Origin of the sequence: Salinivibrio sp. SS2, assembly GCF_001722075.1 — a bacterium.
GTDB classification, from domain to species: Bacteria; Pseudomonadota; Gammaproteobacteria; order Enterobacterales; family Vibrionaceae; genus Salinivibrio; species Salinivibrio proteolyticus.
The window spans coordinates 22,379-36,461 of record NZ_MEBP01000056.1 but is presented as its reverse complement, the minus strand read 5'-3'; the positions used below and the strand labels follow the sequence as shown (position 1 = coordinate 36,461).

Here is a 14,083-nt window from a genome sequence, read left to right as displayed (position 1 = left end):
ATGTAATGTTGTGGTAAGGACAGGGCATGTGTTTAGCATTTATGCTGAATGGAAGTGTGCATGAGCCGTATACGAGGTCCGTATGTACGGTTCTGTGAGAGGGATGAGGCGGCAACGCCTCACCCTACTCGATGTGGCGTTGAGGTTAGGTTTTAAAGTGGCTGATGGTGTTTTCCAAGGTAGTCGCTTGCTCACTTAACTGCGTCACCGTCTGTTCGGTATTGCGGGTACGCTCTGAAACGCGATCGGCGGATTGCGCCATGGTATTAACGTTTTGACTGATTTCATCGGTCACTTGAGTCTGTTGATTGGCGGCGGTGGCGATCTGCATGTTCATTTCGTTGATACGTTCAATCATCTCAGTGATTTGACTGAGCTTACTATTGTTTTCTGTACAGTTCTCAACACTTTCAAGCACAGCAGCGTTCGCCTGTTCGATGCCCGACATCACTTTGCGTGTTTCGAGTTGAAGTGCTTCGACTTTTTTACGGATTTCTTCCGTCGAGTCTTGCGTGCGTGTTGCCAGTGAGCGCACTTCATCCGCGACTACCGCAAATCCGCGTCCTTGCTCGCCGGCTCGCGCGGCTTCAATCGCCGCATTCAGTGCCAGCAAGTTGGTTTGCTCTGCAATCTCTTGGATGACATCAAGCACCGAGCCAATGGACTCACTTTCTTGCGACAGCTGCTCCATAGACTGCGTGGCATTAGACATATCGTTTTGAAGTTGCTGCATCCTTGCGACGAGATTGTCTCCAATCTGGCTTCCTTCTTGCGCAGATAGAGTGATGTTATCTGAGGCTTCAGAGGCATTACTGGCATGTTCAGAGACTTCGCTAATCGAGGCCGCCATTTGTGTAGCAGCTGTCGCGACTTGGCTTGAGTTGCGCGCCTGCTCATCAATTTGACCACGCATATCGACAATATCGGTGCTGATATCTTTTGAGGATTGCAGCAGTAATGAAGACGCATTATGGGTCTGCTGGATAACGTCTCTGAAGCTAGCAAACATACCATTGAGGCTATCGCTAAGCTGTGAAAGCTCGTTTTTACCTTTGAGCTCAAGCTGAATGGTTAAATCCTTATTGGCTGCAATGTGTTGAATTTTATCGGCAAGGGCAAGAATGGGGGCGCCGATACTACGGCCGAGATAGAACGCGGCGATCGATGCAACCACGGCCAAGCCCAGTGCGGTCAATAATGTCGAATAGAGGATATCATCGCTAATCTGCGCGGTAGCACTTAAGGCTTCGGACGTATCTTGCTGGCTCACGACGGCCCAAGTGATGCCATACACCTCGAGCGGTGAATAGATGGCAATAACCTCATTGCCGCGATAGCCCATCTGGGTCATGAGCCCTTGCTGACCCGTTAATGCTTTGGATGCGGCTTCACTGTCGATGGGTTGCTGACCAGCCGCACTATTCTGGTAGTCAATTTTGTGGATTGTTGCTTCATTTATGCCCATCGCTTGTAGCCGGCTAAGATAGGCGTCTTTATCATCGTTTAGCAGACGTGGCTCAGAACGCAGACGCTTGTCAGGACCCACGAGAAATAGCTCGCCTGTTTTCCCCATGCCTGATTCGGCCCATTTGTCATTATTACTGATAATTTGGCTGATACGCTCAATCGGCATCTGGAAAATTAAGGCACCGATTTGTTTATCATTTTTATATACAGGGCTGGCGATAAATGAGGCAGGGCTGTCGTAAGACGGGTAGTAGGCGGCAAAGTCGACAAACCCCAGCTCGCCTTTTGGCGCTTGGCGCACTTGTTTATACGCTTGTGCGATGCCACTTGATGCGTAAGGACCATTGAGTAAATTGGTGGCGTAATCAAGCTCTTTATACACGCTGTAAACAATATTGCCTTGATTATCAATCAGGAATATATCGTAATAACCAAAGGTTTTTAAATAGTGTTGAAAGTTAGGATGAAATACGGCATGAATTTCGCTGTAGACTGACCCATCATTTGCGTTTGCTAATGCATCTTTACTCCCCAGTGGGTGCGTGTTTTCACTAATATAACTTTGCTGAAGACGTTTTGCGGTTTCAGTTAATTGATTGTATTTATCTAATGCACTGGTTCTCTCATCATTAATGTTTTGATATTGATTAGAAAACTGTTCTGTATAATATCGCTTTAGTGCGGCTTCTTTTTGAGGCGATGTAGAGATTTCATCATTAATGCTTTGAAATGCATAAGAAAACTGCGCCAATGCATCTTCGGTCATCGTGGAATTAGCCAGAGTTTTTATTTGATTTCCAATCAGTTGGAAATAGTTATTTATCTCCGATTTCTTTGCTTGGGTAATGGCAGTGAGTTGGTCACTTACTTTTGCAGTGAGTGATTGAGAAGACAGTGACATCGTTCTTGTCGCAAGAATGGCAGCAACAATAATGACACAACTTAATGAGGCTGCCACAATGGCGAGGGTTATTTTCTTACTGACTTTCATCTTGTCACTCCACATACCGCTCTAAGAAAAACATAGATACTAGAGTGTCACTGTGCACAGAAATAAATGCTGTACTCGCGTAATTTTAATGGCGTGTCTAACTAGGCGTGCATTTCATAAAATAGGTAGACAAAAAGTGACGTATTCTGTCACTTTTTGTTCATAGGGCGTGATTAGTGGGCCGGCTCCGCCGTGAAGTGATCAATGGTGTTTGCTAAACGTTGAGCGCGTTACACCTGAGACGTCGTTATCCCGGCGTAAAAAGACACCTTGCTGCGACAAGGTGGGAGAGGCTTATTCGATGAAGAAAATCACTTAACGGGTGAGATCACATTCCAGCATGGCGACACTGTGCAGTTTTCCAAACTTTTCACCCACATCACTGAGCTGACCGACTTGTTGAAAGCCATAGCGGCGATGTAGTGCCAATGAGGCGGGGTTAGGCAAAGTGATCAGAGAGTAAGCGCGGCGCAGGCCTTGTTGACGCATGCCATTGAGTAGCGTTTGCATCAGTTGCGAACCAATGCCTTGGCCACCTGCATCGTGAGCGACATAAATCGTGATTTCTGAGGAAATAAGATAGGCTTGTTTGGGATTAAAGGCGGTGTTGTATGCAAAACCGACAAGTTCGTTGTTTTGCTCCGCGACCCATGCCTGATAGCGAGATGACGTGTCAAACTGAGCAAACCAACGTTCACGCTCGATCGTTTGCCAAGGCACCAGATCAAAGGTAATCGCGGTTTGCGAAATGTAATAGTTGTAAATGGTGTTGACCGCGTCACAATCACGCAACTCCATGCGTCGAATAAGCATTTTCGCTTCCTTTTTGCGTTCTTTGCGCGAAATAAGATACCCACCTTGTTTCCGTTTGCCAAGTGTTGATGATAATTTGCTCATTGTTTGGGGGAGGAGTGAACACTGCCAACTACCAAGGTGACTGCGTCGGGAAATAAGACGAGAAAAGATTGTAGATTTATCCGGTTCGGATTAGCATGAAATTCTCACTCCTCGACATTAAGGACGTGTTTTGTCTGAGTTAACTGCAACTTCTATTTCGCCCGTCGGTCCATATTTTTCGCCTTTAGTTCAGGGCTATTGGCGCCTTGATGACTGGCAAATGACGCCACAACAACGCCTTAGCTTTCTTAAAGCGCATATCGACCTTGGCATTACTACGGTGGATCACGCGGACATTTACGGCGATTATCGCTGTGAGTCCTTATTTGGTCAGGCTCTCAAGCTCGATCCGAGTGTCCGTCAGAAAATTCAAGTGGTCTCGAAGTGTGACATTAAATTGGTCAGTGAAGCGGCGCCAACCCGCAAAATTAACCACTATGACACCAGCTATCGTCATATTATTCAGTCCGTTGATAACTCATTGTCGCGTTTAGGCGTTGAGCGTCTAGATGTACTCTTGCTGCATCGTCCGGATGCGTTGATGGACGCAGATGAAGTGGCAGAAGCTTTCACCACACTGCGTCATCACGGCAAAGTGAAGCACTTAGGGGTGTCGAACTTTTCCCCATCGCAGTTTGACTTGCTGCAATCGCGACTCGATGAGTCGTTAGTGACCAACCAAGTCGAAATCAACCCGCTGCGTTTTGATGTGATTCATGATGGTACGCTCGATCAGTTGCAACGTTTGCGGATTAAGCCGATGGCGTGGTCGTGCCTTGCCGGCGGTGAGCTGTTTAACGGTGATAGTGCGCAGGCGACGCGGGTAAGAGAAACCTTACAAGTGATTGCGGATGAGTTGGGTGCAACCATCGACCAAGTGATTTACGCGTGGGTGATGCGTTTGCCGTCAGCACCACTCCCCATTATTGGCTCAGGGAATATTGAACGCGTGAAATCAGCGATTAATGCGCGCTCATTAACCTTAAGTCGTGAACAATGGTACCGTATTTGGGTCGCCTCAAAAGGGCATAATGTGCCTTAGGCACAGCGGCGAGTAGCCGAATAGATTAGCAAAATAGGGCGGCCATGGTGCCGTCTTTTTTATCACCGTAATAGGTGAAATCAGCGATAGTGTGGGGAAGTATGAATGGCGACGAGAGCGATGATCCTTTGCTTTCGTGACGCCATAACTGGCAGGTTGCCCGGTGGAGACGTCCTGTTACCTGCCGGGTCGCGACTATTTTTTAGCTTGAAGTTGCGCGTTGTGTGATGTGAGCGCAGACACCTCAAGAAGTGGGGCAGCGTCAATATCGTCAGCATTCATCATCGATGACACACGCTGGACTGACGAGAGCAATAATGACTGTTCCCACTCTTCCAAGTTTTGGAAGCGAGAAATAAAGCTTTCTTGCAAAGGTTTCGGCGCTTGCTCGAGTGCCGCTTCACCTTGCTCGGTTAAATGCGCGTGGACTTTACGCTTATCCAGCTCACTGCGCACCCGCACAATCAATCCGCGCTTTTCTAAGCGATCAAGGATCGTGGTTGCAGTGGCTTGGCTCATGTTGGTGTGCGTGGACAGTTTTCGAATGGTCACTTGACCTAATTCTTTGATAGCACGCATTAAAACCAGCTGTGGACCCGTAATGCCAGAGACTTTGTTGAGTTTGCGTGAGTGCAGGTCAATCGCTCGGATGATTTGCCGCAGCGCGACCAGGACTTCTTCGTGTTTTTCCATTCATTAACCTCCACCAGTAAAACAGCGAGCGAAACTTACAATACAAGCAGATGTAGTGCAAAGATATTTAGAGAAAAAACGATGATTTACGGTTTTTTTCTCTGCGAAATAACTCGCCGTCTTTCAGTATATTATAATCGTTAGAGTTCAAATTAAATCTAATTTATTGTTATTTTTAGCTCTTTCAGTGACACAGTGCAAAAAGCACTACTTTGTCACAAACTTTCCTGCCAAACAGGTCCGATCAGCGTTGCAACTCGTTGTATTCAACACTAAGCATAATGGGTCGATCACATAAAGAGAAATAACGCAAATTGATTGTTGCATTCAGTTACACATTGCTTAAAATCGCTTGCCAATAAAAGAGAATGGTTCTCATAACCATTTGAATCTCACTAGCGAAGGATAAAGGTATTATGGAACTGACCCCTTTTAAGCGTAATCTTATCGCGCTTTCCCTTTTTGCGGCACCTTTAGGTGCACAGGCAGCGACCCAGCAGGATGTTGTTGAGCATTACGCTGACGTTGCTCATGCGGTATTTGCTGATTCACACACAACAGCTATCGCGTTAGAGCAGGCCATCGATGCGTTTGTTGCTAAACCTTCTGAACAAACTCTTCAAGCAGCAAAAAAAGCATGGCTCGATGCGCGTGTACCTTACCAACAATCGGAAGTTTTCCGTTTTGGTAACGCTATTGTCGACGATTGGGAAGGGCAACTGAATGCTTGGCCACTCGATGAAGGCCTGATTGATTATGTTGCTGATGGATATCAAGCGGAATTAGGTAATGCGGGCGCAACGGCCAATATTATTGCTAACCAGTCCATTCAAATTGGTGCCACTAAGCTCGACGTTGCTGAGATCACACCTGACTTGCTGGCAAGTTTGAATGAAGTGGGTGGGTCAGAAGCCAATGTGGCGTCTGGATATCACGCGATTGAGTTTTTGCTGTGGGGACAAGATTTACATGGCACCCAAGCAGGCGCCGGTGAGCGTCCTTACACCGACTTTGCCTACGGTGAAGCGTGTACGCACGGAAACTGCGACCGTCGTCGTGACTATCTGAAAGCGGCGGCCGATCTGTTGGTCGATGATTTAGCGTGGATGCGCGACCAATGGGCGGAAGGAAACAAAGACAACTATCGTGCGACCTTACTGGCGGACTCGAGTGAAAATGGCTTGCGTAAAATGCTGTTTGGTATGGGATCACTGTCTTTGGGTGAGCTTGCCGGTGAGCGCATGAAAGTGGCACTGGAAGCGAACTCAACTGAAGATGAGCATGATTGCTTCTCAGACAACACACACAACTCGCACTTTTACAACGAGCAAGGGATTTACAATGTTCTGACGGGCTCCTATCAGCGTGTGGATGGTAGTGAACTGACTGGCCCTTCGATTTTGGATCTAGTTGCTGAAAAAGACCCACAAGCGGCAAAAGAGATCAAAGCGAGTTTTGACAAAGCCCACCAACAAGTCAAAACCTTGGTTGTGTCGGCTGAGCAAAACAACGTGCATTTTGACCAGTTGATTGCCGCGGGCAACACAGAGGGCAATGCGTTAGTTAATCAATCAATTTTTGCGCTGGTTGATCAAACCAAGCACATTGAACGTGCCGCCAAACTGATTGGTATTGATAACCTCAACCCAGATACCGCGGATCACCAATTCTAATTTAGCCGCGAAAGACAAGCCCCGTTCAGCGGGGCTTTTTGCTTTGTCAGGATACACTATGAAGCCCTATGTCATTGCTTACCTTAGTGCAGCGTGTATAAGTGCGTTGTACCTTCCTTCCAGCCTTGCATTTGAACGTACTTCGGGTGGCAGTACCACTGTTGTCAAAGAAGGACAGAATGCCTTTTCACAGCCAGCCGCTAACCTTCCGATGAGTGAGCGCATCGATTTTAGCGTCGGCAACAGTTTTTTTCGTAACCCTTGGGTAAGTTCGCCAGCATCTACGGATGCGCGAGATGGACTGGGACCTTTATTCAATACCAATGGTTGCCAAAACTGTCACATTAAAGATGGTCGTGGTCATCCGCCCCAAGCGGGGGATATTAACGCGGTTTCGATGTTAGTGCGGCTAAGCGTACCGGCGTTGAGTGACGCGGAAAAACAAAAGCTGATCCAGTACGGCAATATTCCCGAGCCAAATTACGGTGGCCAGTTACAAGACTTCGCGCTGCCGGGCGCCAAACCAGAAGGAAAAGTGACACTCTCCTACCAGCCAGTAACGGTCACATTCGAAGACGGAGAATCGGTGACACTGCGCAAGCCTAACATTGCGATCACCGATTTAAACTACGGGCCTATGGCTGAGAATGTGCAGATGTCTGCACGCATTGCGCCGCCCATGATTGGACTGGGACTGCTTGAGTCGATTGCCGCAGAGGATATCTACGCGCTGGCCGACCCCAGTGATGATAATGGCGATGGGGTTTCAGGACGAGCAAACCAAGTCTGGGACGTCGAACAAGGGCGTACCGCACTGGGTCGCTTTGGCTGGAAAGCCGGTTTGCCAACTGTTAAGCAACAAAATGCAGCGGCCTTTAACGGTGATGTCGGCCTCACGACCTCCATGTTCCCGCATCACAATTGCATGCCGTCGCAATCCGTTTGTGAAGATATGCCAAATGGAGGAACGCCGGAGGTAAGTGACAATATTCTCTCGTTTGTTACCTTTTATGCCCGCCATCTTGCTGTGCCAGCGCGCCGTAATATGGAAGATCCTAGTGTAAAACAAGGACAGGCGCTGTTCGTTGAAGCGGGCTGCCATGCATGCCATGTCCCGACTTTTACCACCCAAAAGCGGCCTGACTTACCGGCATTGAGCGAGCAGACCATTCATCCGTATACGGATTTGCTGTTGCATGACATGGGAGAGGGGCTTGCCGACCACCGCGGCGAGTTTATTGCCAACGGCCGAGAGTGGCGTACTGCCCCGCTTTGGGGCATTGGCTACACCAAAGAAGTTAGCCCAGAAGCAACATACCTTCACGATGGACGCGCGCGTACCCTGATGGAAGCGATTTTATGGCATGATGGTGAAGCCGCGACAGCCAAACAGGCGGTACTAGGCATGTCTAAAACAGAGCGTGATGCCTTGGTTGCTTTCTTACGCTCATTATAACGGTATTAACTAACACGATTATTGGAGTCATATCGCATGCGTTTTCGACTCAATGCTGTGGCGGTGCTCTCTGTGAGCGCCACGCTATGGCTAACGGGGTGTTTATCCCAAACTGAGACAGGGCCTAATCATGGCTTGTGGCAGCTGCAAAAACAACGCAGTGAGCATTTCAAACAAACGGCAGCGCAACTTGCCTCAACCACAGCGGCGGTATGTGATGATCGCGCAACTTTGGCAGAGGCTCGTGCGGCATGGCAAACCACTATGGCGGCGTGGATGCCGCTACAAGGGGTAGAAAAGGGATCGGAGCAAGCGCTCGCACAAAGTTGGCGCATCCAATTCTATCCGGATAAGAAAAACACCACCGGACGCAAAATCAATGCGTTGCTTGCTACGGATAAAACATGGCAAGCGAATGATTTGGCCGAGCAAAGCGTCGCGGTCCAAGGTGTTGGTGCCATGGAATGGCTGCTTTATGACGCCCAAGCGGATATGCGTGATGCCAAACAATGTCAGCTTGCGAAAGCGGTGAGTGGCCGATTATCGCAAACTGCCAGTGCCCTGAATGAGGCTTGGCAGCAAAATCCGTGGCAAGGCCTGCCCCCATCGATGGCGATGGCGGAAAAACTTGGTGCATTGAACCACCAGTTAGATTACGTAATGAAGAAGCTTTCAAACCCATTGGGTAAGCCGGGTTTTCCCAACCCGTACCAAGGCGAAGCATGGCGTTCTCGCCATTCGTTAGCGCTATTAGGCGAGAGTATTCAAGCGATGCAGGCGATGTATCATGCTGATGGTGGCATTGAGCAGGCACTGCGCGAGCGTGGTTTTGAAAAGGTTGCAGATCGTGTTAGCGAGCATTGGCAGCTTGCCTATGACAGTGTGCCGACGGACGGTGTGCCGCTGTTTGAGCGCCTTAATAGCGTTGACGGGTATCGCGATATGCTCACGGTATACAATAACTTGGAATACCTCAAGTTAGTGCTAAATGGGCAGGTCGCGCAAGATTTGGGTATCGTTGTAGGGTTTAATGCCACCGATGGAGACTAGTCTTAAACGTCGCCGTTTGCTTAAAGCGGCCTTAATGGGCGCGGCGCTTCCTTCCGTCGTGAGCTTAGTGGCAGGCTGTAGCGAAAAAGAATCGCAAAAGGCCTGCACCTTGCTGGGCTGTGCCTTGAGCACGGATGGCTCTTACGCGGTGGTGGGCGCTGATGATACCGGCCAGCCGCTGTTTCGTCTGCCGTTACCAGATCGTGGTCATGGTGTCGCAGCCCAGCGTCGTCACATAGGCAGTTTGGCCGTGGCGTTTGCGCGTCGTCCCGGTGATTTCATGCAGGTTTTTGATTATCAACGTGGAGTGACCTTGTCACAAGTTGATGCCGAGCCGGATCGTTATTTCTATGGACACGGTGCTATCTCGGACGATGGCCAATGGTTGTATACCACAGAAGGAAAACGCCAAACCAGCGAGGGCGTGATTGGTGTGTATCGCTTGTCATCCGACGGTCAAGTGAGCAAGGTGCGTGAGATCAGTGGTTTTGGTATTGGGCCCCATGAAATCGCTTTGTACGATGCGCAAACGCTGGTGGTAGGGGTTGGCGGCATGCACACGGATGGCCGCACCGTATTGAACATCAACGAGATGCAGCCTGCGTTAGTCTACCTCGACATTGCTAGTGGTGACGTCGTTGAGCGTGCCGAGTTGGCCAATAAAAAGCTCAGCATTCGGCACCTTATGGTGTCTCATGATGGTTATGTGGCCACCGGCCAACAGTATCACGGTGATGATAATGCTCCGTTGGTAGCGATCCATCGCCGGGGTGAGCCCATGCGACAGCTCACTGCAGAACCAGAGCAGTGGGCGCGATTTAACAATTACGTTGCCAGTATTGCGACCCTAAATGGTTGGATTGTGGCGACCTCTCCGCGAGGAAATTGTTATGGGATCTGGTCACTCGACAGTGGCGAGATGATCGGTCTTCACCCGTTGGTCGATGCGTCCGGAGCGAGTCGCGATGGCGATGTGATCAACCTCAGCTCTGGAGGAGGAAAAATGGTCACGCTGAATACCGCACACACGCCGGATTATCATATGACACCGGTGCGTTGGGATAACCACTGGATAACACTGGTGTAATCTTTCTCGGGTAAAATCAAATATCGGCAGCATCGTTTTGCTGCCGTTTTTTGTGCCATATTCCTGCCGCAAAGCGATCAAAATCAGACTATCATTTTGCTTCTGTCAGGCGAAATTTTGCCATAATTAAAGCATGGAGTAGGAGGTGTGTATGAAAATAAGGCCGGACGCCTATTTGGCTAACCTTCTGATTGTATTCAGCTTAATCTGGTCACCTGTCCATGCGGCATCGCCTAACAGCAGTAGCAGTGTGCGGTTTTTGACCGAATCAGCCGGACAGTCTTTGTCAGCCGATGAGCATCATAAACGCGCCTATCAGCATGCCCGAGATTGGCTGCAAGCGGCCGCGCCGGATGCCACTGTGCTCGCCTATCCTGATCTACTCACCCGCGACTATCTGGAACACGGATTCGTTTTGCTGTGGGAGAGAGACGATGCGCGCTATGAACTTGAAACACAGGTGAACGTGATTTCGCTCGCTGGGATCAGCCCCGAGTTTGAATGGCGAGCATGGCAATTACGCCAGCTTCGCGAGCAAGGCCAAGATTTGGCATACGATGTGTTTGCGACCGATACCCTCTATGCATTGCTCAGCTATCAGGCCGCTATTCCCCAGAAAGGAAAACAATGGTTTTTTGGCGCTCAACATCGCGCGCCACTTCCGGCGCCTGCTTTGCCCATGCGGGAACAGGTATTTCAGGCTGGGTTAGACCATACGCTTTACGCCTTTTTATACCATCGTCGCCCTGCTAATCAGCAATATCGCGCGTTAGTGACCGAAATTATCCGGCTACAACAAGATGCGAACCAACTGTGGCCAACGGTGGCATTAAACGGATTAGTCAGACCCAATGAGGCGGTAGCGACAACCTTTGCGTTGAATTTGGTAGAAAATCTGCGGCGACAAGGGTTTTGGGGGGAAGATCAACGGCTACAAGCGATTGATGGGCACAGCGTTCGTTATGGCGGTGACTTGTTGGAGGCCGTGCGCGAATTCCAAGGGCAACATGGACTGACGGTGGATGGCATCATTGGTCCATCGACGGCACGATGGCTAAATCGTGATGCGCAAGACCGCATTCGATTGCTCGCGCTCAATGCTGAGCGGCTTCGCCTATGGCCGGATAATCAGCCGAATCGTATTGTGGTCAATATTCCCGATTACCGGATGACCTTATGGTTTGATGATCAAAGTGTGTTTGAAAGTAAGGTCGTGGTTGGACGCACATCGCGCCGTACACCATTGTTTTCGTCTCGGCTTGATTCGGTGGTGCTTAACCCCAGCTGGAATGTGCCGCAAAGTATTGTGCGACGGGATATTTTGCCAAAGTTAGCGCGCGATGAGTCTTACCTGAGCCAAAACCATTATCGAATTCTGCCTGATTGGCACAGCGATCAAAGCATCGATCCAACCACGATTGACTGGCAGCAAGTGCGGGTTGATGGGTTTCCTTATCGCTTGCAGCAAGCGCCGGGCAAGCTAAATGCCTTGGGACGATTTAAATTTAACACCCCTAATCGTAATGCGATTTATCTGCACGATACGCCGGCACGCAGCTTGTTTAGCAAATCACGCCGCGCGTTTAGCTCCGGCTGCATTCGGGTGGAATATGCCGAGGAACTGGCCAATGTGCTGCTCGATTTGTCAGGACAACGTTTAACCGACTATCAAACCTATCTGGATGCGACGCAAACCAAGTGGATCAGTTTGCGTCGTCCACTCGCCGTACAAACCATATATCAAACGGCGTGGGTGACGGAAGACGGGCGCGTTGCATTTCGAGATGATGTTTACGCCTATGACACCAAACCTAATCGAGATGTCACGACGCGGGAGCCGAGTTATTTGACCCAGCAGCGACCGCTACAACAAAACGAACATACTCAGTAGTCCTAATAAGCATCCAGAAGCGGGCGGTCTCTGCATAGACGACGAGGGTCAGCGGCACGAGAGTGTCGCGCCGCTGCATAACGCTGAGATCTATTCGGTTTGATGGGCCAAATGAGGGGCGATATAGCGCTGATAGCGTTTAGCTTTAAGCTTGTTTAAATCAACGAGGACCAAACCATCAATACAGTCGGCAAAGTCAGGATCGACGCCGAAATCTAAAAACTGTACGCCGCCAGGCTCGCATAACTCACTGTACTGCTTGTACAAAGTCGGGATCCCGACGCCAAGGTGATCCAACAGCATTTTGAGCTGTTTGAGATCCCGCTGATAATCATCGCCACTAAAATGGGCAAGTAATTCACTCTCTTTCGCGGCCGCCAAACGGTAGGGGCGTTTAGAGCGTGCGTAATCACTGTCTCCGGCAAAATAGGTACGGTAGAAAAAGATCAGCAACTCTTTGGCCGCTTGTGGCATGGCGTTGCTGATAGTCACTGGGCCAAATAAATATCGATACTGAGGACGCTGGGCCAACAGGGCACCAATACCAAGCCATAGATAGTCGAGACTGCGCTTGCCCCAATACTTGGGCTGCACAAAACTGCGGCCCAGTTCCAATCCCTGAGCAAGAAAAGGTTGCATACCTTGCTCAAAGTCAAACAAGCTGGCGCCGTAGATCCCCTCTATTCCTTGAGCTGCCACGGTTTTTTGGGTATCACACAGCCGATACGCACCGACAATATCCAGCTCGACCGGATCCCAGAGCACAAGGTGCCAATAATGCTGATCGAATTTATCGAGATCGCGTCGAGCTCCCGTCCCTTCTCCGACAGCGCGAAAGGCGACTTCGCGTAAACGCCCAATTTCTCGCATGATGGGTGAGTCGGCTTGATAGTCGATGAGAAAGATCAACTTACCATCGGGGGTTTCTCCAAGCTTTTCACTGGTTTCTAGCGCACGCTTGAGATCTAACCGCGGTTCAGGAGCGGCAATTGCAGCTTCGGTGGGGAATAAACCGGGCTTACCTTTTCCCAATCGGTAGAGGTGTTTGTGAAATAGCTTTACCCGTGTTCTCACCGGGAGATTGGCACTGGGACTGTAGCTATGGTGTGGGATCATTTCACCAATGGTAAAGACGATGGTTTTATTCTCTTGGCGGAACATTTCCTCTACCAAGAGTAAGGTCGACAAGGGTTTGTACACCATGGACGCGCCATAAAAGGTGGCAGAGTTTCGTCCGTCAACATGAATAGGAAGGATTGGGGCCTTAGCTTTGGTCGCCATCCGTAAAAAGCCTTGTTGCCATGGTCCATCTTTAATGCCAGAAGGGGCGACGCGCGACACTTCACCGGCCGGGAAAATAATTAGCGCGCCGTCGTTATCGAGCCATTGATTGATGTTTTGGAGGTTTTCTTTTGGGGTGCGACCGCCCATGTTGTTGACAGGGAGCAGACACGAATGCAAAGGAGTAATTTGCATAAGAAGCTCGTTCGCGATCACTTTTACATCAGGACGTACCGAACGCACCATTTTTAGCAATGCCAAGCCGTCTAACGAGCCTATCGGATGGTTGGCGATAATGACCACGCGCCCCGATTCAGGAATGCGCTCTTTTTCACGATCACTGACGCGGTAGCTGAAATTAAAGTAATCCAGTACCTGCTCGACAAACTCAAACCCTTGTAGGTGAGGGTAACGGTGGGCGAAATCGTGAAACTCCTGCTCGTGTAACAGCCGTCGCAACGTTTTAATCATGGGGCGTTTAAGCCATGCGCGTTGCTCCAGTTTGGGGTAATTCGAAGCTAATACCTTATCAACATCAAACATAGTCAACCTTGC

At 49.6% G+C, this 14,083-nt stretch carries 10 protein-coding genes; 6 read left to right on the top strand and 4 right to left on the bottom strand.

The genetic code is table 11. From position 1 onward, the window contains the following. Window positions 1–145: 145 nt before the first annotated feature. Together BGK46_RS03335 and BGK46_RS03330 are read right to left on the bottom strand one after the other, a co-directional pair. The gene (locus BGK46_RS03335) at window positions 146–2,458 is read right to left on the bottom strand and encodes a methyl-accepting chemotaxis protein (protein ID WP_069587051.1); all 2,313 of its coding nucleotides are present in this window, start codon (window positions 2,456–2,458) and stop codon (window positions 146–148) included. Window positions 2,459–2,773: 315 nt separating this feature from the next. Then, window positions 2,774–3,271 carry a GNAT family N-acetyltransferase gene (locus tag BGK46_RS03330; protein WP_069587050.1) on the bottom strand — a complete coding sequence of 166 codons (498 nt, stop codon included), beginning with the start codon at window positions 3,269–3,271 and terminating at the stop codon, window positions 2,774–2,776. A 214-nt stretch (window positions 3,272–3,485) separates the two neighbouring features. Between BGK46_RS03330 and BGK46_RS03325 the strand changes: the two genes are divergently transcribed. Then, window positions 3,486–4,397 carry an aldo/keto reductase gene (locus BGK46_RS03325; RefSeq protein ID WP_069587049.1) on the top strand — a complete coding sequence of 304 codons (912 nt, stop codon included), beginning with the start codon at window positions 3,486–3,488 and terminating at the stop codon, window positions 4,395–4,397. Between the two features lie 195 nt (window positions 4,398–4,592). Here BGK46_RS03325 and BGK46_RS03320 read toward each other — a convergent pair whose 3' ends face one another. Continuing rightward, a complete protein-coding gene (locus tag BGK46_RS03320) occupies window positions 4,593–5,090 on the bottom strand; it encodes a MarR family winged helix-turn-helix transcriptional regulator (RefSeq protein ID WP_069587048.1) in 498 nt (165 codons plus the stop codon). A 416-nt stretch (window positions 5,091–5,506) separates the two neighbouring features. Here BGK46_RS03320 and BGK46_RS03315 point away from each other — a divergent pair, with 416 nt between their 5' ends. From BGK46_RS03315 to BGK46_RS03295, 5 genes are all read left to right on the top strand, one after another. After that, window positions 5,507–6,763 (top strand): imelysin family protein, encoded by a 1,257-nt coding sequence (locus BGK46_RS03315; protein ID WP_069587047.1) that lies wholly within the window; start codon window positions 5,507–5,509, stop codon window positions 6,761–6,763. A 58-nt stretch (window positions 6,764–6,821) separates the two neighbouring features. Then, window positions 6,822–8,219 carry a di-heme oxidoredictase family protein gene (locus BGK46_RS03310; RefSeq protein WP_069587045.1) on the top strand — a complete coding sequence of 466 codons (1,398 nt, stop codon included), beginning with the start codon at window positions 6,822–6,824 and terminating at the stop codon, window positions 8,217–8,219. A gap of 36 nt (window positions 8,220–8,255) precedes the next feature. Further along, window positions 8,256–9,269, top strand: a complete 1,014-nt coding sequence (locus BGK46_RS03305) for an imelysin family protein (RefSeq protein ID WP_069587044.1) — start codon at window positions 8,256–8,258, stop codon at window positions 9,267–9,269. Beyond that, window positions 9,259–10,356, top strand: coding sequence for a DUF1513 domain-containing protein (locus BGK46_RS03300; RefSeq protein WP_069587042.1), 1,098 nt, complete (start codon window positions 9,259–9,261; stop codon window positions 10,354–10,356). The genes BGK46_RS03305 and BGK46_RS03300 overlap by 11 nt, the downstream gene beginning before the upstream one ends. A gap of 151 nt (window positions 10,357–10,507) precedes the next feature. Then, on the top strand, window positions 10,508–12,247 hold the full coding sequence (locus BGK46_RS03295; RefSeq protein WP_069587039.1) for a L,D-transpeptidase family protein: 1,740 nt from the start codon (window positions 10,508–10,510) through the stop codon (window positions 12,245–12,247). A 90-nt stretch (window positions 12,248–12,337) separates the two neighbouring features. Here BGK46_RS03295 and BGK46_RS03290 read toward each other — a convergent pair whose 3' ends face one another. After that, a complete protein-coding gene (locus BGK46_RS03290) occupies window positions 12,338–14,071 on the bottom strand; it encodes a GNAT family N-acyltransferase (RefSeq protein ID WP_069587037.1) in 1,734 nt (577 codons plus the stop codon). Window positions 14,072–14,083 lie beyond the last annotated feature (12 nt).